The 21,438-nt window shown below is 68.6% G+C and carries 19 protein-coding genes and 1 tRNA gene; 5 read left to right on the forward strand and 15 right to left on the reverse strand.

Going from position 1 to position 21,438, the window contains the following annotated elements:
* Positions 1-179: 179 nt before the first annotated feature.
* The 10 genes from QM597_RS10720 to QM597_RS10765 all read right to left on the reverse strand — a co-directional run bounded on the left by QM597_RS10720 (position 180) and on the right by QM597_RS10765 (position 10,733).
* The gene (locus QM597_RS10720; RefSeq protein WP_415004881.1) at positions 180-677 is read right to left on the reverse strand and encodes a DUF501 domain-containing protein; all 498 of its coding nucleotides are present in this window, start codon (positions 675-677) and stop codon (positions 180-182) included.
* A 4-nt stretch (positions 678-681) separates the two neighbouring features.
* Positions 682-1,233: an FtsB family cell division protein gene (locus QM597_RS10725; protein WP_415004882.1), complete on the reverse strand. Its 552-nt coding sequence runs from the start codon at positions 1,231-1,233 to the stop codon at positions 682-684.
* Positions 1,234-1,238: 5 nt separating this feature from the next.
* On the reverse strand, positions 1,239-2,516 hold the full coding sequence (eno, locus tag QM597_RS10730; protein ID WP_415004883.1) for a phosphopyruvate hydratase: 1,278 nt from the start codon (positions 2,514-2,516) through the stop codon (positions 1,239-1,241).
* Between the two features lie 68 nt (positions 2,517-2,584).
* Positions 2,585-2,974 carry a type II toxin-antitoxin system VapC family toxin gene (locus QM597_RS10735; RefSeq protein WP_415004884.1) on the reverse strand — a complete coding sequence of 130 codons (390 nt, stop codon included), beginning with the start codon at positions 2,972-2,974 and terminating at the stop codon, positions 2,585-2,587.
* Positions 2,971-3,243, reverse strand: a complete 273-nt coding sequence (locus QM597_RS10740) for a type II toxin-antitoxin system Phd/YefM family antitoxin (protein ID WP_415004885.1) — start codon at positions 3,241-3,243, stop codon at positions 2,971-2,973. The genes QM597_RS10735 and QM597_RS10740 overlap by 4 nt, the downstream gene beginning before the upstream one ends.
* Positions 3,244-3,289: 46 nt before the next feature.
* On the reverse strand, positions 3,290-3,874 hold the full coding sequence (locus QM597_RS10745) for a MazG nucleotide pyrophosphohydrolase domain-containing protein (protein ID WP_415004886.1): 585 nt from the start codon (positions 3,872-3,874) through the stop codon (positions 3,290-3,292).
* Entirely contained in the window at positions 3,871-5,715 is a 1,845-nt protein-coding gene (gene ilvD, locus QM597_RS10750; protein ID WP_415004887.1) for a dihydroxy-acid dehydratase, read from the reverse strand. The genes QM597_RS10745 and ilvD overlap by 4 nt, the downstream gene beginning before the upstream one ends.
* Positions 5,716-5,979: 264 nt before the next feature.
* Complete coding sequence (mfd, locus tag QM597_RS10755; RefSeq protein WP_415004888.1) at positions 5,980-9,486, reverse strand: transcription-repair coupling factor; 3,507 nt, start codon at positions 9,484-9,486, stop codon at positions 5,980-5,982.
* Between the two features lie 60 nt (positions 9,487-9,546).
* Entirely contained in the window at positions 9,547-10,113 is a 567-nt protein-coding gene (gene pth, locus QM597_RS10760; protein WP_415004889.1) for an aminoacyl-tRNA hydrolase, read from the reverse strand.
* Entirely contained in the window at positions 10,110-10,733 is a 624-nt protein-coding gene (locus tag QM597_RS10765) for a 50S ribosomal protein L25/general stress protein Ctc (RefSeq protein WP_415004890.1), read from the reverse strand. The genes pth and QM597_RS10765 overlap by 4 nt, the downstream gene beginning before the upstream one ends.
* A 320-nt stretch (positions 10,734-11,053) precedes the next feature.
* On the opposite strand from QM597_RS10765, the gene QM597_RS10770 reads away from it, so the two are divergent.
* From QM597_RS10770 to QM597_RS10785, 4 genes are all read left to right on the forward strand, one after another.
* Positions 11,054-12,652 carry an ATP-binding protein gene (locus QM597_RS10770; protein WP_415004891.1) on the forward strand — a complete coding sequence of 533 codons (1,599 nt, stop codon included), beginning with the start codon at positions 11,054-11,056 and terminating at the stop codon, positions 12,650-12,652.
* Positions 12,649-13,761 (forward strand): GGDEF domain-containing protein, encoded by a 1,113-nt coding sequence (locus QM597_RS10775; RefSeq protein WP_415004892.1) that lies wholly within the window; start codon positions 12,649-12,651, stop codon positions 13,759-13,761. Before QM597_RS10770 ends, QM597_RS10775 begins: the two co-directional genes overlap by 4 nt.
* 99 nt (positions 13,762-13,860) lie before the next feature.
* Positions 13,861-15,276 (forward strand): glycosyltransferase family 2 protein, encoded by a 1,416-nt coding sequence (locus QM597_RS10780; RefSeq protein ID WP_415004893.1) that lies wholly within the window; start codon positions 13,861-13,863, stop codon positions 15,274-15,276.
* A gap of 20 nt (positions 15,277-15,296) precedes the next feature.
* Entirely contained in the window at positions 15,297-16,016 is a 720-nt protein-coding gene (locus QM597_RS10785) for a hypothetical protein (RefSeq protein WP_415004894.1), read from the forward strand.
* 1 nt (position 16,017) lies between these two features.
* On the opposite strand, the gene QM597_RS10790 is transcribed toward QM597_RS10785, so the two are convergent.
* The 5 genes from QM597_RS10790 to QM597_RS10810 all read right to left on the reverse strand — a co-directional run bounded on the left by QM597_RS10790 (position 16,018) and on the right by QM597_RS10810 (position 20,821).
* Positions 16,018-16,923 carry a response regulator gene (locus QM597_RS10790; RefSeq protein WP_415004895.1) on the reverse strand — a complete coding sequence of 302 codons (906 nt, stop codon included), beginning with the start codon at positions 16,921-16,923 and terminating at the stop codon, positions 16,018-16,020.
* Positions 16,924-16,962: 39 nt separating this feature from the next.
* Complete coding sequence (locus QM597_RS10795) at positions 16,963-17,919, reverse strand: glycoside hydrolase family 6 protein (protein ID WP_415004896.1); 957 nt, start codon at positions 17,917-17,919, stop codon at positions 16,963-16,965.
* A gap of 3 nt (positions 17,920-17,922) precedes the next feature.
* The gene (locus tag QM597_RS10800; protein WP_415004908.1) at positions 17,923-18,924 is read right to left on the reverse strand and encodes a ribose-phosphate diphosphokinase; all 1,002 of its coding nucleotides are present in this window, start codon (positions 18,922-18,924) and stop codon (positions 17,923-17,925) included.
* Positions 18,925-18,929: 5 nt separating this feature from the next.
* A complete protein-coding gene (gene glmU, locus QM597_RS10805; protein WP_415004897.1) occupies positions 18,930-20,363 on the reverse strand; it encodes a bifunctional UDP-N-acetylglucosamine diphosphorylase/glucosamine-1-phosphate N-acetyltransferase GlmU in 1,434 nt (477 codons plus the stop codon).
* 379 nt (positions 20,364-20,742) lie between these two features.
* Positions 20,743-20,821: transfer RNA gene (locus tag QM597_RS10810), tRNA-Gln, on the reverse strand.
* Between the two features lie 96 nt (positions 20,822-20,917).
* On the opposite strand from QM597_RS10810, the gene QM597_RS10815 reads away from it, so the two are divergent.
* Positions 20,918-21,421: a MarR family winged helix-turn-helix transcriptional regulator gene (locus tag QM597_RS10815; protein WP_415004909.1), complete on the forward strand. Its 504-nt coding sequence runs from the start codon at positions 20,918-20,920 to the stop codon at positions 21,419-21,421.
* The last annotated feature ends 17 nt before the right edge of the window (positions 21,422-21,438 follow it).

The raw sequence follows: 21,438 nt of genomic DNA on the forward strand, positions 1-21,438 counted from the left end.
GCGTCGACACCACCTACCACATCACCTACACCACCGACGACGGACCAACCCAACACCTCACCACCCCCATCACCGCACCCGGACCACCCACCACCCTCACCACCACCCAAGCCACCCCCACCCTCACCCACTAAGGACGAAATGACCCAACCGCCGCGGCTACCGGGGTCGGCTTATCCCTACGAACGGGCGCAGGCGGAGTGGCCCCAGTAGTCGCCCAGCATGGCCACGGCCTCGTCGCCGAGCGGATTCACGCCCGGACCCTTGGCGAGGGCATGGCCCACGAGAACATGCAGGCACTTGACGCGGGTCGGCATCCCGCCGGCGCTGATGCCGTCGATCTCCGGCACATGACCGATGGCCTCACGCTCGGCCAGGTACGACTCGTGCGCCGCGCGGTATGCCGCCGCCAGATCGGCGTCCTCGGCGAGCCGCTGGGTCATGTCGGCCATGACCCCGGACGCCTCCAACGTGCCGATGGCCCCCGCCAGGCGTGGGCAGGTCAGGTAGTACAACGTCGGGAACGGCGTGCCGTCGGGCAGGCGCGGTTCGGTCATCACGACTGCGGGGTGACCCGACGGGCAGCGCGCGGCCACGGTCACGACCCCGCGCGGAGGCCGGCCCAGTTGTTCGCGGATCGCGGCCAGGTCTTCTGCGCTCGGCGGCACGACATCCATCGCGTTACCCCGCATCCTGCAGCGGCGCGTCGGGCGTCTCGGCCGGCTTCGTCGGCTCGACCGGCTCCTGCCCGGCCACCTCGACGCTGCGCCACAGCTGGTCGTACCACTGCGGGGAATCGTCGCTCGGCGGCTCGGACAGCTGCGGTACGTCGCCTTCGACCTCACCGTCGGCGTCGATCACCCGATAGCCGACCTCACCGGGCATGACCCAGCCGAAGCGGTCGCGGGCCTGCTGCTCGACGTAGGCGGGATCGTCCCAGCGCCGGGCGTCGTCCTTGAGTTCGTCGATAGCGTCCTTGCTCGCCTCGATCTGCAACTGCGTCGCGTGCATCTCTTGGCGCTGCTGCCACCAGGTGCGAAAAGACGCCGTGTACGAGGCGATCAGCAGCACCATGACGATGAGCATGACGAAAGCCCGCGCGGTAAAACGTGACCCACCCGAGCCGTCCGGGCGCGCCGCCTCTTTGCGGCCGGGGCGCGAGGACCGCGCGGGCCGGGCCGACGACGAGGTGCCCCGCCCCGGACCGGTCGAACCGCGCTGCCTCGTCGCCATCGGACTCAGAGCGACAGGCGCGGGAACGCCGCAGCGCCCGCGTAGCTCGCGGCCGAGCCGAGCAGCTCCTCGATGCGCAGCAGCTGGTTGTACTTGGCGACGCGGTCCGAGCGGGCCGGCGCCCCGGTTTTGATCTGCCCGCAGTTGGTGGCGACGGCGAGGTCGGCGATGGTGACGTCCTCCGTCTCGCCCGAACGGTGGCTCATCATGTTGGCGAAGCCCGCGCGGTGGGCCAGCTCGACGGCGTCCAGAGTCTCGCTGAGCGAGCCGATCTGGTTGACCTTGACAAGCATGGCGTTGCCCGCGCCCTCGGCGATGCCGCGCGACAGACGCTCGACGTTGGTGACGAACAGGTCGTCGCCGACGAGCTGGGTCTTCGATCCGAGTTCGGCAGTGATGGTCTTCCAGCCGTCCCAGTCTTCCTCGTCGAGCGGGTCCTCGATGGACACGATCGGGTAGGCGTCGACCAGTTCGGCGTAGTAGGCGGTCATCTCCTCGGCACTCTTGCCTGCACCCTCGAAGGTGTACGTGCCGTCGGCGCAGAACTCGGTGGCGGCGACGTCGAGCGCGAGCGCGATGTCGGAGCCGAGGGCGAGGCCCGCCTTCTCGACGGCCTTCGCGATGAGGTCGAGGGCGGCGCGGTTGGACGGCAGGTTCGGGGCGAAGCCGCCCTCGTCGCCGAGGCCGGTGGACAGGCCGTCGGCCTTGAGCACGCTCTTGAGCGCGTGGTAGACCTCGGCACCCTGGCGGAGGGCGTCGGCGAAGGTCGGCGCGCCGATGGGCGCGATCATGAACTCCTGGATGTCGACGTTGGAGTCGGCGTGCGCGCCGCCGTTGAGGATGTTCATCATCGGCACCGGCAGAACGTGCGCGTTGGGGCCGCCGACGTAGCGGAACAGCGGCAGGTTGGCCGACTCGGCGGCCGCATGCGCGGTGGCCAGCGAGATGCCGAGGATGGCGTTGGCACCGAAGGTGGCCTTGTTGGGGGTGCCGTCGGCGTCGCGCAGGGCGTTGTCGACGGCGCGCTGGTCGTCGGCGTCGAAGCCGACGATGGACTGACCGAGGTCGCCGTTGACGCCCGCGACGGCCTTCAGGACGCCCTTGCCCAGGTAGCGCTCGTCGCCGTCGCGCAACTCGACGGCCTCGAACTGGCCGGTCGACGCGCCCGACGGGACTGCGGCGCGGCCGATGCTGCCGTCATCGAGGGCCACCTCGACCTCGACGGTGGGGTTGCCGCGCGAGTCGAGGATCTCGCGCGCTCCGACGGCTTCGATGCTGGCCATGATTCTCCTAGCGCAGAAAATAAGGGGACGTGCGGGGTCCAGCCTAGTGCGGGCCTGCTCAGGCCGCGTCAGGCCCAGAGCGTCCTCACATTCTCGAACTCTCGGATCCGTTCGTCAGCAGTCACCAGGACCAACCCGCCACGCTGGGCCTGCGCGACCAACATGCGATCGAAGGGGTCGCGGTGATCCCACTCCAGCCCACCGGCGCGGGCCATGTCGGCGGCTTCGAGCGGCAACTCCCGCACCATCATGGCAGCGATAAGAGGCTCCCAACCGTCCATGATGACCCGCCCACGCGGCAGTTTGCCCAACCGCGCTTTGTAGGTGATCTCGTAGGCGGTCGCAGCACCCACCCAGCGCTCATCGGCACTCTCGACCGCCTCCACGACCGCAGCGGGCACACGACCAGGCTCCTGGGCGAGCCAGACCAGGACGTGGGTGTCGAGCAGAAGTCTCATCGGGCCGACGAACCGCTCGTCAATGGATCGGCATCCCCCACGGACTCCCAATCTGCGAGTTCATCATCGGACAGCGGATCGAAGGCGTCGTCGGGCACCGGGCCGAGGTCGGCGAACATCCCGAACACGGGGCGCGTCGGCCGCACCGGCCGCAGTTCGGCGATCGGATGCCCCGCACGGGCAATCACGACGCCCTCACCCGCCTCAACACGCTTAAGCAGCTCCGACAGCCGGGTCTTGGCGTCCTGAACATTGACGGTGAGGCTCATGCCTCCAGAGTAGATCGATCCAGCCAGGTTGACCAGGCCGATCTGGTCAACCCTCCGGGAGTGCTCGGACGGTGCGGCGGAGTTCGGTCTCGGGGTCGAGACCGGCGGCGCGGGCTTCGGCGACGAGGGCCAGGAGGCGGGAGCCGAGGTCGTCGCCGGTCACCTCCGGGTCGCCAAGGCGCTTGAGCACCTTGTCGGCGTACATCAGCGCAGGGAGGGTCGGCGGGATGCCGTCATGGACCGACGCGCGGGTCGCCTCCTGGGCCTTGACCGCCTGCCATGCCGCGTCGATCTCCTCCGACGTGCGGGCCTTGCCGTCGCCGAACACGTGCGGGTTACGGCGGCGCAGTTTGTCGGCGATGCCCTGCGCGACGTCACCGAGATCGAAGGCTCCCTCACTGCCCTCCTCGGCGATACGCGCATGGAAGACCACCTGGAACAGCAGGTCGCCCAGTTCGTCCTGGAAATGCGCGAGGTCGCCGGAGTCCAGCGCCGCCAGCACCTCGTGCGCCTCCTCCAAGAGGTAGCGCGTCAACGACTCGTGCGTCTGCGCGGCCGTCCACGCGCACTCGCGCCGCAGCCGCGCCATGACCTCCGCGAGGTCGGCCACACCGTCCGGCGCTGAACTCACGGCACCAGGCGGTAGGCACCGTCGGAGGCCGAGGTCGCCATCGAGGCGTAGGCACGCAGCGCCGCCGAGACCGGACGGTCACGGTCGAGCGGCGTGTACGGCTTCTCGCGGGCCTCCTGCGCCTGACGACGACGCGCCAGTTCCGCGTCGTCCACCACCAGCTCGATGGACCGGTTCGGGATATCGATGGCGATCTCGTCGCCGTCCTCGACCAGTGCGATCAGGCCGCCCGAGGCCGCCTCCGGGGAGACGTGGCCGATAGACAGGCCCGAGGTGCCGCCGGAGAACCGGCCGTCGGTGATGAGCGCGCACGCCTGGCCCAGCCCGCGACCCTTGAGGAACGACGTCGGATACAGCATCTCCTGCATGCCCGGACCGCCCTTGGGACCCTCGTAGCGGATCACCACCACATCACCGGCCTCGACCTTCTTGCCCAAGATGGCCGACACGGCATCGTCCTGGGACTCGTAGACCTTCGCGGTACCGGTGAACGTCCAGATCGCCTCCGGCACGCCTGCGGTCTTGACCACGCAGCCGGCCGGGGCGATGTTGCCCGACAAGATCGCGAGGCCGCCGTCGGCGGTGTAGGCGTGCTCGACATCGCGGATGCAGCCCTCCATCGGATCGGTGTCCAGGCTCACCCAGCGGTTCTCGGTCGAGAACGGCTCGGTCGTGCGCACCCCGCCCGGCGCGGCGTGGAACAGCTCCAGCGCCTGCTGCGTCGGGCTGCCGCCGCGGACGTCCCATGCCCCGAGCCAGACGTCGAGGTTCTCGGCATGAACCGCGTGAACGTCTCGGTTGAGGATGCCCGCCCGGTCCAGCTCGCCCATGATCGCGGGGATGCCGCCGGCGCGGTGGACGTCCTCCATGTAGTACTTGGGGCTGTTCGGCGCGACCTTCGACACGCACGGCACCCGGCGGCTGATCGCGTCGATGTCGTCGACGTGGAAGTCGAGTTCGGCCTCGCGGGCCGCCGCCAGCAGGTGCAGGACGGTGTTGGTCGAGCCGCCCATCGCGACATCGAGCGCGACGGCGTTCTCGAAGGCGGACTTCGTCGCGATATTGCGCGGCAGGACCGAGTCGTCGTCCTTGCCGTAGTAGCGGCCGGCCAGGTCGACCGCGAGGCGCCCGGCCTCTTGGAACAGCGCCTTGCGCGCCGCGTGGGTGGCCAGGGTGGAGCCGTTTCCGGGCAGCGCCAGGCCGATGGCCTCGGTCAGGCAGTTCATCGAGTTCGCGGTGAACATGCCCGAGCAGGAGCCGCAGGTGGGGCAGGCGGACCGCTCGATGGTGTCAAGCTGAGCGTCGGTGATGTTGTCGTTGGAGGCCGCGACCATAGCGTCGACGAGGTCGAGCTTGTCGCGCACGACGCCCTCGACGGCGACGGTCTTGCCGGCCTCCATGGGGCCGCCGGAGACGAACACCGTGGGGATGTTGAGCCGCAGCGCCGCCAGCAGCATGCCGGGGGTGATCTTGTCGCAGTTGGAAATGCACACGAGCACGTCGGCACAGTGCGCGTTGACCATGTACTCCACCGCGTCGGCGATCAGCTCACGGCTGGGCAGCGAGTAGAGCATGCCGGCGTGGCCCATGGCGATGCCGTCGTCGACCGCGATGGTGTTGAACTCGCGGCCCACGCCACCGGCCTCGGCGACCGATTCGGCGACGAGCGCGCCCATGTCCTTGAGGTGGACGTGACCGGGGACGAACTGGGTGAAGCTGTTCGCGATGGCGACGATGGGCTTGCCGAAATCGTCGTCGGTCATGCCGGTGGCCCGCCACAGGGCGCGGGCACCGGCCATCATGCGTCCGTGGGTGGACGTCCGGGAGCGCAGGTCAGGCATGCACCCATTGTCCACCCGAGGGCCAGCCCCACGCTCGCGCAGGGCGACCTCACCGGGCCGGGTGCCCGATGACCGCGAGCCGGCACTACGCCGAGGGAAGTACTGATCAATTCGGGTTGCGTGCCGACGGCTGGTCCCTGAGGTGCGAGCGCGGCATATCCGAAGGGACCCCACCACCGCAGGCTTCGCCCTTCGAGGCCCCTCCTTCGTCGGGGCACCTCAGGACCCGGCTCACTCGTTCCTCGCGGGACCTGATTGCGGTCGTCAACCGGCGAGGGTGTCGACGACGAGGCGGGTCCACTCCAACAGTTCCCGGCCGGCCAGCGGCTTGCCGCCGATGCCCGAGGTCCGCGGGCGCGGCACGAGCACGGTGTTCGTCACCGGCTTGTACAGGCTCTTGGGGTAGATCCGCCGCAGCCTCATCTGGGCCGAATCGGGCAGCGTCACGCCGCCGAACCGGACATTTGCGCCCGCGCTGGTGATCTCCTCGATGCCGCTGCCGGCCACCGCGACCCGCAGCCGCGCCACCTCCAACAGCGTCTCGGTGACCTCCGGCGGCTCGCCGTACCGGTCCACCAGTTCGGCGCGCAGTTCGGTGATCTCCTCGGTCGAGACCACCGCCGACAGCCGCTTGTAGACCTCCAGCCGCAGCCGCTCGCTGGGCACGTAGCCGGTCGGCAGATGCGCCTCGATCGGCAGCTCGATCTTGACCTCGCGCCGCTGCGGCTCGGCCTCGCCGCGGAACTCCGCGACCGCCTCCCCCACGAGCCGCACGTACAAGTCGAAGCCGACGTCGGCGATGTGCCCGGACTGCTCGCCGCCGAGCAGATTGCCCGCGCCGCGGATCTCCAGGTCCTTCATCGCCACGGCCATGCCGCCGCCGAGTTCGGAGTGCTGCGCGATAGTGGCGAGCCGGTCGTGCGCAGTCTCCGTCAAGGGCTTTTCCGGCGGATACAGGAAGTAGGCGTACGCCCTCTCGCTGCCGCGCCCCACGCGACCGCGCAGCTGGTGCAGCTGCGACAGGCCCAGCACGTCGGCGCGCTCGATAATCATCGTGTTCGCGTTCGACACGTCCAGGCCCGACTCGACGATCGTCGTGCAGACGAGCACGTCGTAGCGCTTCTCCCAGAAGTCGACCATGACCCGCTCGAGTTCGGACTCGCTCATCTGCCCGTGTGCCCCGGCGATGCGGGCCTCCGGCACCAGCTCGTTCAGCCGGGCGACGGTCTTGTCGATGCTCTGCACCCGGTTGTGGATGTAGAACGCCTGACCTTCGCGCAGCAGCTCGCGGCGGATCGCGGCGACGACCTGCTGATCCTCGTACGCGCCGACGAAACTCAGCACCGGGTGGCGCTCCTCCGGCGGGGTGGCGATAGTCGACATCTCGCGGATACCGGTGATCGCCATCTCCAGCGTGCGCGGGATCGGCGTGGCGGACATGCTCAGCACGTCGACGGCGGCGCGCAGATGCTTGAGCGCCTCCTTGTGCTCCACGCCAAAACGCTGCTCCTCGTCGACGATGACCAGGCCCAGGTCCTTGATCTGTACGCCCGGCTGCAACAGGCGGTGGGTACCGATAACCATGTCGACAGTGCCGTCGGCCAGGCCGTCGAGAGTCTCTTTGGACTCCTTATCGGACTGGAACCGCGACAGCGGCCGGATCGTCACCGGGAACTGCCCGAACCGCTCGGCGAACGTCGCATGGTGCTGCTGCACGAGCAAGGTGGTCGGCACGAGCAAGATGACCTGCTTGCCATCTTGGATCGCCTTGAACGCCGCACGCACCGCGATCTCGGTCTTGCCGTAGCCGACGTCGCCGCACACGAGCCGGTCCATCGGCACGCTGCGCTCCATGTCGCGCTTGACGTCGATGATCGTGACGAGCTGGTCGGGCGTCTCGACGTGCGCGAAGGAGTCCTCCAGCTCGCGCTGCCACGGCGTGTCCGGGCCGAAGGCGTGCCCCTTGGTCGACTGCCGAGCCGCGTAGAGCTTGATGAGCTCTCCCGCGATCTGCCGGACGGCCTTGCGCGCCTTGTTCTTGCGCTGCGTCCAGTCCGCGCCGCCCATCTTGTCCAGCGACGGGTTCTCGCCGCCGATGTACCGGCTGACCTGGTCGAGCTGGTCCATCGGCACGAACAACCGGTCGCCGGGCTGGCCGCGCTTGCTCGGCGCGTACTCGATGACGAGGTACTCGCGCGCCGCACCCTGCACGACCCGGTTGACCAGTTCGACGTAGCGGCCCACACCGTGCTGCTCGTGGACCACCGGATCGCCCGGCGTGAGTTCGAGCGGATCGACCTGCTTGCGGCGGCGGGCGGGCATCGCCGACCGCGTAGCGCGCTCGGCGGCGCGCTGGCCGACGAGGTCGTGGTGGGTGAGAACGGCCAGGTTCAACTCCGGCGCGACGAAACCGTGCTCCAGCTCGGCGCACAGCACCCGCACGACGCCGGCCGACGTCTCGGCATCGGTGCTGCCCACGAGGTCGGCCTCGGCCAGCCATTCGAGCGTGCGCTGCGCCTGGCCGTGGCCCGGTACGATGATGACGGCCTCCAGGCCGCCGGCGTGCCAGCGGCGGATCGCCGCAGCCGCCCCGCCGAGATCGCCGCGCAGCTCGGGTGCCTCCTCGACGCTGAGTTCATAGGAGGGGGGGTCGTGTTCGCCCGATCCGTGGCCCAGTCCCTCATCGAGACCGAACGGTGTCAGCCCCCACCACAGGTGGCCTAGACCGAGCGCGTGCTCGCGCACTTCGTCCAGGCTGCGGAAGGCGGCCGAACGCAGGTCGATGGGGGCCTGCGCGCCGGTCGCGGCGGCCGCCCAGGACGCCTGCAGGAACTCCTCGCTCGTGGCGACGAGATCGTGTGCCCGTGCGCGCACCCGCTCGGGGTCGCACAGCAGGATCGAGGCACCGCCGGGCAGCAGGTCGACCAGCAGCTCCATCTCGCCTGCAAGCACGGGTGCCAGGGACTCCATGCCCTCGACGGCATGACCCTCCCCGATCTTGGTCAGCATCTCGGCTAGGGGCGGATGGGATTCGGCCAGCGCGCGAGCGCGGGCACGGACCTCGTCGGTCAGCAGCAGTTCGCGGCACGGCGGTGCCCACAGCCGCTCGACCGGCTCCAGCGAGCGCTGGTCGGCGACGGAGAACTCGCGCAACTCCTCCACCGTGTCGCCCCAGAACTCGACGCGGACGGGGTGATCGGCGGTCGGCGGGAAGACATCGACGATGCCGCCGCGCACCGCGAACTCGCCGCGCCGTTCAACGAGGTCGACGCGCGCGTAGGCGGCACCGGCCAGGTCGCGCACGAAGGCGTCCAACTCATAGTCGTCACCGGGCGCGAGAGCGACAGGGCGCAGGTCGGCCAGGCCCCTGACCTGCGGCTGCAGGATCGAACGGATCGGCGCGACGATGGCGCGCAGCTGCTCTCCGTCTTCGGGATGGACCAGGCGACGCAGGGTCGCCAGGCGGCGGCCCACGGTGTCCGAGCGCGGCGACAGGCGTTCGTGCGGCAGGGTCTCCCAAGCCGGGAACTCGGCAACCGCGTCGGTGCCGACCGTCTCGCGCAGCACGGCAGCGGCGGACTCGGCCTCCCGCGCGGTGGCCGTGACCACGACGACCGGGCCGGCGCGCCGGCTCAGCGCGTGCGCGACGAACGGGCGCAGGGCGGCCGGCCCGCGCAGCGAGGTCTCGCGGGCCTCCTCGGCCAGCGCTGCGGCCAGAGCAGGTAAGGCCGCGACGCGATCGGCCAGTGATCGCAGAGGCAGCTCAGCCATCACTCACCCGGTGTCCTGAGGTGCGAGGCCGCCTGCGGCCGAGCCTCGAAGGGCGCAGACTCATCGGTTGAAGGCACTCTGGGTGGCCTCCAGTCCGCGGGTGATGAGCGAGCAGGTCGCATCGGCGGCCTCCTCGACGTTGATCGGCAGTTCCTTCTTCTCGACCGACGACCACGCCTTGAGCACGAAGTCGTGGACGGTCTGCTGGCCCGGCGGACGGCCGATACCCACACGCACCCGGTAGAAGTCACCGGTGCCGAGCGAACCCCGCAGCGACTTGAGGCCGTTGTGGCCGTTGTCGCCGCCGCCGCGCTTGACTCGCAGGCGGCCGAAGTCGATGTCGAGTTCGTCGTGGATCACGACGACGTGCTCGACGTCGATGTCGAAGAAGCCGGCGAGCGCCTTGAGCGGCCCCCCGCTGTCGTTCATGTACGAGCGCGAGCGCCCCAGCACGACCCGCTCGCCGTCGAGACGGCCCTCCACGATGTCGGTGCGGCTCTTGCGATGCGACGACCAGGAGCCGCCCATGCGCGCGGCGAGCACGTCCGTGACGAGATACCCGACGTTATGCCGGGTGGCGGCGTACGCCGGACCCGGATTCCCGAGTCCGGCGATCAGCCAGGTCACTCCGAGGCGGCCTCGGCGTCGGCCGACGCAGCCTCGCCCGCAGCAGCGGCTTCGTCGGAGTCGGCCGCAGCCTCGGCGTCGGCCGTCGGCGCGCCGGTGACGTTGATGATGAGCAGGTCGCCCTCGACCGCGAGCGCCGAACCCGACGGCAGCGCGAGGTCCTGCGCGAGGATCTGCGCACCGGCCTCCAGGCCGTCGACGCTGACCTCAATCTCGTTCGGGATCGCAGTGGCCTCGGCCTCCAGCGAGATGGTGGTGTTCTCGGTCACGACGAGCGCGTCGGAGGCGGCCTCACCCGTGACGATGATCGGGACGTCGACGGTGACCTTCTCGCCGCGCTTGACGATGAGCAGGTCGACGTGCTCCAGGAAGCCCTTCAGCGGGTCGCGCTGGACCTGCTTGGGGATGACCAGGTGCGACTCACTGCCGAGGTCGATGGTGAGCAGCGCATTGCTGTTCTTGAGCGCCAGCATGAGGGCGTGGCCCGGCAGCGTGACGTGGACGGGGTCCGTGCCGTGGCCGTACAAGACGGCGGGAACCTTGTCGGCGCGGCGAATGCGGCGGGCCGCACCCTTGCCGAACTCAGTGCGGGCTTCGGCGGCAATCGTGATGTCAGCCACGGGGAATACTCCTGAAAGAAATCGCGTACGAAATGCGGATGGATTCGGACGCCCGGACGCTCGACACGGCACTCTCGTGGAGCGCCCCGTCGATCACGGCGACGGATCCTCACCGGTTCCGCGCCCTCGCCTAGGCAACCCGAAAAGTTTACCCGAGAAGGACAGCCACAGGCCAATCCGCCGGACCGCTCCGAACGCCCCGCGCGCACAGGCCTCGAAGAAGGCCGTTCTCCCGGCGCCATCCTTATGATTGCCCTGTGCCACGACGCGCCCCGGTTCTCTCGTCGCCAGCTCCCCTGGGTTCGCTTTTTCTCACCCAGGTGACGCTGCTTCTCACCTCGGCCGCCATCGCCGCACTAACCGTGCTGTACGACATCCCCTCCGCCTCGGGTCGGCTGACTGCGGGACTGATGCTCCTGGTCGCCCTGACCACTCTCGTGGGGGTTGTCCGGCAGAACAACGACTGGCCGCTGGAGCCGCTGCTCGCCGTGACGCTCGCCGACCTGCTGGTCGTCGGACACCTGCGTGTCGCCGCGCCGACCAGCGGTTTCGGCTTCGTGTTGATCCTGCCGGTCGCCTGGCTCGCCGCCCACGGCGGCCGTCACGGAGGAGCGTTCGGGGCCATCGCGGGATTGATCGTCGCCTGGGCGCCGCTGCCCCTTCTCCATCTGGGAATCAGCCCGGGACCGGTCGGCTTAGCCAGCGTCTCCGCAACCGCCAGTCTCAGCATCGTCATCGTCGTGCTGGCCGCAGTGCTCTCGGCCGGGGCGAACCGCGAGTCCGCCCAGCGGCGGCTCCTCGACCAGCAGGCCCGCCACTCCGAGGCCGCCTACCGTCAGGCCCGGCGCGACGAGCGTGTCCTCGCCGCCGTCATGGACGCGGTACCTTTCGGCGTCGTTTCCATCGACGCCGAAGGCTCTTACGTGAGGAGCAACCGGGCCGCCCGCGCCATGCTGCGCCATCTCGAACTGCCACCCGGAACCCCCGTCAGCCAACTGCCGCTCTATCACCTCGACGGCACGACTCCGGTCTCCGACCCCGACAAGCCGCACATTCGCGGCCTTCTCGGGGAGCCGATCGACGCGGAGGTCTACTGGGTCGGCCACCAGGACCGCCCCCGCATGGCGGTGGAGTTCGGCGGGCGACTCGCCCTGAACGATGACGGCTCCACCGACCAGTTCGTCCTCGTGCTCCGCGATGTCGGCGAGAGCGTGGAGGCCGAAGCCGCCCGCGACCAGGCCATCGCCTCGGTGTCGCACGAGTTCCGAACCCCGCTCAGTTCGATCCTGGGCTTCATCGAACTCGCGCAGGACACGCCGGGACTGCCCGACGAGGCCGCCGAACACCTCGCTATCGCCGAGCGGAACGCCACGCGGCTCCTCACCCTCGTCAGCGACCTACTCGCCACCCGGCAGCGCGCCAGCTACCACGCAGTGCCGCTCTCGCTGCGCCGTGTCGACCTCAACGAGGTGGTCCATGAGTCGGTCACTGCGCTACGCACGATGGCCAACGACCGGCTCCTCACCGTCACCGTCGACTCCGAGGGAGCAATGCCCATCCTGGGCGACGACTTCCGCCTGCGGCAGGTCATCGACAACCTCGTCAGCAACGCCATCAAATACAACGTCGACGGAGGCTCCATCGCCGTCTCGCTCACCTGTAACGACACCTCCGCCACGCTGACTGTCGCCGACACGGGACCGGGCATGACCGACCGTGAACGATCCGAGGTGTTCGAGCCGTACCACCGCACCTCGAGCGCGAGGTCGTCCTCCACGCCAGGCACGGGCCTCGGCCTGGCCATCTGCCGGGAAATCGTCACCCACCACGGCGGAAGCATCCGCCTCGACGAGGGCGAGGACGGGATCGGCACGATGGCGGTGCTGCAGCTGCCCCGCTACGGAGAAGGCTCCCCGTGAACCTCGATGCCACCACCGCGCAAGTCGCCAGCGCCGTTGTCCTCGGAGCGACCGCCGTCTATCTCACCGTCCTGCTGGCCGTGCAGCACGACGACCCGCCCGGACGAATCACAGCCGTCGCCTTCCTCATGCTCTCGGCGACCGCAGTCCTCGCGGCCACCTCACCGGGCGATGGCACCTCACGATCACTGGCCGACAGCTCGGCGGCGGCGGGCTATGTCCTCGGCTTCGGCCTGCTGCGCTCCGGCCTGCGACTCCAGCAAATCGGCCGCACACCCCACCTCGCCGTGCCATTCGCTGCGGCGCTGGCGACTGCGGCGGCAAGCCTCTTCAACACACACATCCAGGGACTTCCCCTCCCGCTGGCCCTGGCTGTGGCGTTCTCGGCCGCATTCGCCGCTGCGGCTTTCTTCGACGCGGCCCGTGGACCTTTCGCCAACGCCCCTTCCTCCCGCGCCCTCCAAGCCGTCATGGGAACCACGGCCCTCACCATCACCACGACGGCCGTGCTCACGCTGCTGCATCGCGTGACCTGGACCGAGACCATCGATGTCGTCGTGGCCATCGGCACGCTCGCCATCTTCTCGGTGACGGCCCTGTGTCTCAGTTCCCTGCGCGCCGAGACCGCTCGACACTCCTGGTGGACCGCTCACACCGACGCGCCGCCGATGGACTTCGAGTTGAATGACCCGAAGTCCTTCCGCCGGGAGGCACTCGACCGGATCGACCGGGCCTCGACGGCCGGTGTCACTGTCAGCATCGTGTGGGTCGAGATCACCCATTTCTCCGACCTCGGCATCGCCTTCGGCCCCGACGTGCAAGACCAGGCCGTCGTCCACGTCGGCCGAGTCCTGCGCGCACAAACCCCGCCGTTCTCCACGCTCGGCCACCTCGGTGCCGGACGCTTCGCCGTCGTGACCGCCGACCGCACAGCACGACCGGCCGAACGAGTCGCCAACGCGATCGGCCACGGCCTCAACCTCCGATCCCCCCACCTCCCGGTGATGCTGTCGTACCGCATCGGTGTCAGCGTCGCCTCGACCACCGATCTCGACGCGATGATCGAGGCAGCACGGACGGCTTCGACCCCCTCGCGGGAAGGTACTTGAGCCGATCCTGCGGCAATCCTGACGTCTTCTCGGGGCGAATCCTGAGGCGGCGATGGTCGAATGGAGTCACCCTTGCGCGACCCAGGAGGTGACTCATCGATGAACACGACCCCCGCCGACCGCATGCGGGCCGTTGACCACCCCGATACCCTCGCCGCGACCTCCCCCCTCGCCGCGACGATCGGCTGCGTCATACCGGCCTACAACGAAGAGGGGACCATCGCCGACGTCCTCGACTCGCTCCTCGCCCAGACGCGCCTCCCGAATGTCATCCACGTCGTCGTCAACAACACCACCGACGCGACCGCTGAGATCGCAGGACACTACGCGGGCCTGCACGTGCGCGGCGACGGCCCCGCGATGCAGGCCACCGAAATTTTCGTGCACGACATCGGCGAGAACCCCGACAAGAAGGTCGGGGCGCTCAATTACGGCTTCGCTCTGGTCGAACACATGGACTACCTTCTCGGAGTCGACGGCGACACCACCGCCGACCCGCGAGCGCTGGAGTTCCTGGCCGATGAGATCCAGAGCGACGACCGTATCGGCGGCATCTCGGCGATCTACAGCATCGACGACACTGGCCTGACCGGCTGGTTCGAAAAGTTCCTCATCGCCGGGCAGCGTGCCCAGTTCGCGGCTTTCAACCTGCAAAACCTCCTGCGCGGGCGCAATATGGCGGTGCTCGGCGGGCAATACTCACTGTTCTCCATCGAAGCGTTGCACGCCGTCGTCCAGCAGTCCCACCAACGTTCGCCGTGGGTGCGCGACAGCGAGATCGAAGACTCTCTCCTGTCGCTGCAGATCAAGAGCGCCGGTTACCTGACCAAGATCAGTGCCGATGCGCGCGCGAACGTCGGCGGCATGACCGATCTACGCTCCCTCGACGCCCAGCAAGTCAAGTGGAACACCGGTGCCATCGACCTGATGTGGCCCGGCCAACGTGGCGATACCAAGGGGCAGCCTTTTCACCCCAACCTCCGGCTGCGCTGGTTCGAGAACGGCTCGATGATCCTCAACGCCTTCACCCGTCTGGGTTTCCTGGTGCTCGTCATCTGCTCACTCGCCTTCCACGCTTTCGAGTTCCGGTGGTGGTGGCTGATCCCACCGGTCATCGCCACGGCGCTCAACACGCGCATCGCGCTGGCGATGCACGGCGCGAACCGGCGCGACTACATCTTCGCGATGACGCTCGCTCCGGCCGAGGTCTATATGTGGATCCGGCTCGGCCACTTCGCGCGCTCGTGGACAAAGTTCCTCAGTCGCTCGCAAACCGACAACTGGGCACTCCAGGCCAAGGCCGAACGCGGCGGGGGCGGACGCGCCTATCTGGCCCCGTATGCCGCAGTGACACTGCTGGTGGTCTCCCTCGTCGCCGCCTGGTCACAACTGCCCAAGGCAGCAAAGTCCGATGCCCTGCTCATCGGCTGGACCGTCCTCGGCGTCACGACCATCGCCCAGACCGCCTGGCTGCTGACACGTGTCCTGCGCCGTCATCGCGGCTTCCGCGCCTGATCCCCGCCCCAAGGAGTCCCATGAAACGCCCTCTCGCGTCGATCATCGCGATCACGCTGCTCGCCTCGCTTGCCGCGTGCGATCTGAACGAATCGAAGGACACCGCGCCCGCCCCTGTCCCCTCAGCCACGACGCCGACCGTCGGACCCGAGGAAGCCACCGGTTCGATGTTCACCGACAACGGCACCTTCATGTCGCGCACCACCATCGATGGGATCGACTTCGTCTTGACGTTGTACCCCACCGACGCCACCCCCTACACCCACGAGTGGTATCCGAAGGGCGACAAGTTCTTCACCATGTCGATGACCGCCTACGACACCGAGCGTGGAGAACGCGACCCCTACGCGACCAAACGCATGGTCTACTTCGACCGGCTCACCGTCACCTCGATTGCCGTTGACGCCGACGGAGACACCGTAGGCCTGGAACCGTATCGCCTTGACGAGCAGCCTGCTCGGATCACCTTCGACCCCGAGCCGCTCGCCGACCCCCAATACGGCTTGCTCATCACCTCGCCGAAGGGGGCCTTCGAGTTGCGCGACCAAGTGATCGGTGACCTCGACCCGTCGGTGCGCATGGTGACATTGCAGTTCCGCGCCGACGTGTGGGCGCAGAACACGGCCGGCTCGTCGGACATGAACCGGCACACCATCGACGTCGAGATCCCCATGGTGATCTTCGACTCCGACGAAGAGACGACCAACGTCCAAGAAGACACGCCCGACGAACAGGACTGACTCAGTCCTCGGCGAGCCGGTATCCCACCCCGCGGACGGTCTCGATCCACCGAGGAGTGGTGCTGGAGTCGCCGATTTTACGGCGAAGGTTCGCCATGTGGGTTTCGACGGCCCGTTTGTCGGCGTCGTTGACGAAATAGGTGGTCACATAGCCTTCGCCACGTAATGTCAGCACGAGGTCGGCCTTGGAGCGGACCCGGCGGCCCGAGGACAACAGCGCGGCCAGGAGGTCGAACTCGCTGCGCGTGAGGTCGACGGCTCGGCCCTCCACTGCGGCAACGCGAGTCGCCACATCGACGGTGAGTCCCTTCCACGACAGCACTTCTGACGTGGCCTCGAGACCCGTTCCGCCGGACGTCGTCGCAGCAGCCCCGGTCACGGGAACCGCAGGAGTCACCGGAACGGCGGGCGGCGTCACCGGGGCGGTTTCCACCACAGGCTCAAAGGCGAGCGCTGCGCCGGGACGGACCACCGGCTCGGCGATCACCGGAGTCGGCGTGGGTGTCCCTGATTCATGCGACGCAAACGTTTTCGGGCGACGTAGCAGCGACTCGATCCGCGCCCGCAACTCACGAGGCCGGAAGGGCTTCATCACATAATCGTCGGCACCGGAGTCGAGTCCCTGCACCACGTCGATCTCGTCGGTTTGGCCGGTGAGCATGAGGATGTAGGTGTCGCTGAACTCACGCAGCCGCTTGGCGACGGCGAACCCGTCCATGCCCGGCATGGTCACGTCGAGGGTGGTAAGCACCGGTTCGTGCGCACGGACCGCCGCGATGCCCTCCTCGCCGTTGGCGGTCAACACCGGATCGAAACCGCTCTGCGTCAAGATGGCCCGCAGGAGTTCACGGGTGTCCGCATCGTCCTCGATCACGACGGCGACACGACGCTGGATCGATGAGTTCATGCCTCGACGGTAGCGAACATGGAAACGATCAACCCAATCTCACTGGCTCAGGCCAGCATTCTCGGCCAGTTCGGTCGCCAACGAGACAGAGAACTGACCGGCAGGGGGTCCGCCGCGGCACTGACCGTCGCTTTCTCCGGGCGGCTTGATCCACCACCGCGCGTCCAGGGCCGAGCCATCCTCGACCGCCGCCGACGCGACTCCCAACGCGCGACCCTCGACGTTGCACCACTGTCCGTCGACCCCACCGCGTCCGTTGCGCCCGGAGTCGACGATGTAATGAGCCTCCGGCAGGTGCTCACGGATCTGCTCGGCGTAGGCCAACTCGTCGGCATCGCTGTCATAGTTCGCCACGTTGAGGCTGAATCCTCGAGCGCGCTCGACTCCCGCGCGACGCAGCCGGTCGGCCATCACCCCCGCATCAATCCAATCGGAGTGACCGGCATCGAGGTAGACCGAGGCGGCTCCCCCCAGCTCATCCACGGCCGAACTCAGCAGGTCGATGCGTTCATCGGCGCTGCCGCACTCGTCCAGCGTGGCCAGCGCATCGGGCTCCAGGACCACGACGGGATCCCCGGCGAGGGCACCGGCGATCTCCTCGACCCAGGCACGGTAGTCCTCCGGCGGCAGCCCGCCCGTCGACTCGCCGCCCGCGCAGTCACGATCCGTGATCCCGTAGACCACGTAGACCACAAGGCGACCGTCGGCGTCGCGTGCAATGCCGTTCACGAAGTCGGCGACGCCCCCCGTGCCATGCGCCTCCGGCGTCAGCCAGACCGCCGTCGGGGTTGATGCGAGGTGACTCAGCACCTCCGCCTCGGAGCCGGTCGCTTCCGACGCCGCCTGCGCCGCAGCCGATCCAGGCCAGACGTACGGCTGACGCCCGGCAAAGGGGTTGTCGTCACGCGACACGCACGAAAAAGCCACGAGGAGAATCATCCCCGCGATCATCACTGCCACCGCCACGGCCAGCCCCCGGCGCGCCGCAGTAGTCATCGTTTACTCCTTGAAAAGGCTGGTGACCGAGCCATCCTCGAAGACCGCAGCGATGGCCTGGGCGAACAGCGGGGCGATGGACAACTCGGTGAGCTTGTCGAAGCGCTGCTCGTCGCCGAGTGGCAGGGTGTTGGTGACGATGACCTCGGTGGCCACCGAGTCGCGCAGCCGCTCGACCGCAGGCCCGGAGAACACCGCGTGCGTCGCGGCGATAACGACCTCTGCGGCACCGTCGGCCCGAAGCGCCTCGGCCGCCTGGACGATGGTGCCGCCGGTGTCGATCAGGTCGTCGACGAGGATGCAGGTACGGCCCTTGACGTCACCGACCACACGGTTGGCTTTGGTCTCGTTGGGCCGAGTGATGTCGCGGGTCTTGTGGATGAAGGCCAGCGGCGCGCCGCCGAGGGCGTTGGCCCAGGACTCGGCGACCTTGATCCGCCCGGCGTCCGGCGAGACCACCGCGAACGGCTTGTCGGTGTAGTTCTCGCGGACGTACTTGGTGAGGATCGGCATCGCCAGCAGGTGATCGACCGGGCCGTTGAAGAAGCCCTGGATCTGCGCGGTATGCAGGTCGACGGTCATCAGCCGGTCGGCACCGGCGGCCAGGAACAGGTCGGCCATCAGGCGCGCGGAGATCGGCTCGCGGCCGAGGTGCTTCTTGTCCTGACGGGCATAGCCGTAGAACGGCAGGACGACGGTGATCCGCTTGGCCGAGGCCCTCTTGAGCGCGTCGATCATAATCAACTGCTCCATGATCGCCTGGTTGATCGGCGCGGCATGACTCTGGATCACGAAGGCGTCACAGCCGCGCACCGACTCGTCGAAGCGCACGTAGATTTCGCCGTTGGCGAAGTCGTACGCCGTCGTCGGCACTAGGTCGACACCGAGCAGCGCGGCGACCTGCTGAGCCAGGACCGGGTGGGCACGCCCCGAGAACAGCATGAGGTTCTTGGTCGGGGTGCGCTGACTGGACGACGTGGATGCGGGCCCGGAGTCGAAGGACAGAGTGCTCACTGATTCTCCCGTGCTCGGCGTGCTGCCTCGGCGGATGCGGTACCGGGTCGCTTCGCCTCGACCCACCCCTCGATCATCCTCTGCCGCCCCGTTCCGACCGCGAGCGCCCCCGGCGCGACGTCCTCGCGCACCGTGGTACCGGCGGCCGTGTACGCACCGTCGCCGATCTGGACGGGAGCGACGAAGACGTTGCCCGAGCCGGTGCGGGCGTGCTTGCCGACCGTGGTGCGGTGCTTGGCGGTGCCGTCGTAGTTGGCGGTGATCGTGCCGGCGCCGACGTTGGCTCCCTCGCCGACCTCGGCGTCACCGAGGTAGCTCAGGTGCGGCACCTTGGCACCGGGGCCGATGTGGGTGTTCTTCGTCTCGACGAAGGTGCCGATCTTGCTGCCTTCGTCCAGCACGGTGCCGGGGCGCAGGTAGGCGAACGGACCGACCGTGGCACCCTCGCCGACGACCGCGTCCGAACCGTGGGTGCGCACGATGGTCGCGCCGGGACCGACTTCGACGTTGCGCAGCGTGGTGTCCGGGCCGATGGTGGCACCCTCGCCGACGACGGTGGCCCCGAGCAGTTGCGTGCCGGGCAGCAGCGTGACGTCGGGTGCCAGGGTGACCGCCGAGTCGATCCAGGTGGTCGCGGGATCGACGACGGTGACGCCCTGGCGCATCCAGTGGTCGACCAGGCGGTCGTTGAGGATGCGGCCGAGTTGCGCGAGTTGCACGCGGTCGTTGACACCTTCGGTCTGCCAGACGTCTTCCAGCACGTGAGCGCCGACCGGCAGGCCGTCGGCGACGGCGTGGGCGACGATATCGGTCAGGTACAACTCGCCCTGGTCGTTGTCGTCGCGTAGCGCGGCGACCGCGCGGGCCAGGAAGTCGGCGTCGACGGCCAGCACGCCGCTGTTGATCTCGTCGATGCCGCGTTCGGCGTCGCTGGCGTCACGGTGTTCGCGGATCGCCAGGACGCGGCCGTCATCGTCGCGGACGATACGCCCGTACCCGGTGGGATCGGGCGACCGGGCGCTCAAGATGGTGACGGCACGGGAGGCGTCGGCGTGATCGGCCAGCAAGGCGTCCAGCGTCTCAGAGGTCAGCAGGGGGACGTCGCCATAGGTGACGATGACGGTGCCGGCCGGCGGGTCGTCGGATAGGGCCTCCAGGGCGATCTTGACCGCGTGACCGGTGCCGCGCTGATCGTCCTGCACAACCTGCACGACGGCCTGGTCGATCTCGGAGATGACCTGTGAGACCTGCTCGCGCCCGTGGCCGATGACCGCGACCGTGCGCTGCACGCCGAGTCCCGCGACCGCGGCCAGGGCGTGCCCGACGAGCGGGCATCCGCCGATCTCGTGCAGCACCTTCGGCCTGCTCGACTTCATGCGGGTGCCGGCACCGGCGGCGAGGACGATGGCGGTGAGGTGGTGATCGGGCACGCTCGCCAGTCTAGGGACGCCGGGCCAAAGGGCAGGAATGAGGGAAGTGTGATCTATTCGGGTCGCGGGGACAGCCTGCGGGGTCTGCTGGCGCGCATCCCCTCAGGAAGTACTGATCACTGGTCGATGCCGCTCATTGAGGTGCGGAGCGAGGAACGAGCGGAGCCTCGAAATGAGCTGCGGTTGGGGTCCCTTCGCGGCTCGCAAGCTCGCACCTCAGGGACCGGCCATCGACCCACAACCGAATAAATCAGCACTTCGCTAAGGTGGAGCCATCGCCCGCCCCTGTTGGGGGACCAGGAAGTGGAGGCCGGACCCCCCGCCACATGACGGGAGCCGGCCTCAGCGCTTTCTTCGGCGCATACCGCCCTCGACGTAGCTCCCCGGGTAGGAGTCGAACCTACGTCGCTAGTCCTGATTCAAAGTCAGGCGGGCCCTGCCGGCAGACCAACCGGGGATCGGTGAGGATCAGGTTACCGGGCCGCGCGCTCGTACCGGGCGTGCCCCACGGCCGGTATCTCGACATCAAGAATCTTGACCAGTACGGTGTGCTCATGCCCGAGGCCGACGAAGTGGACGTCATCGTCGCGGCCTGGCTGCGCGAACGACCCGACCTCGACGTCGCGCCGATGCACGTGCTGAGCCGCGTCACCCGCCTGGCGCGCCACGTCGACCGGGTCCGCAAGGAGGCCTTCGCGGCACACGATCTGGAGCCGTGGGAGTTCGACGTGCTCGCCGCACTGCGCCGCTCCGGTGCGCCCTATGCACTGTCTCCCGGCCGCTTGGTCGCCGAGACGCTGGTGACCAGCGGCACCATGACCAACCGCGTCGACCGGCTCGCCGCGCGCGGACTGGTCGAACGCCGACCCGACCCCGCCGACCGCCGAGGGGTCCTCGTACGGCTCACGCTCGAAGGCCTGACCCACGTCGACACCGCCTTGGCCGAACTGATGCGCAGCGAGGCGGCCCTGCTGGAGGACCTGCCCGCAGCCGAAGCCGATCACCTCTCGGCGACCCTGCGCACCCTGCTGCACCCCTTCCGCCCCGAGCAACCCTGAGCGGACGCAGGTAGGGA

This window comes from Aeromicrobium sp. (assembly GCF_047607065.1).
Taxonomy (GTDB): domain Bacteria; phylum Actinomycetota; class Actinomycetes; order Propionibacteriales; family Nocardioidaceae; genus Aeromicrobium.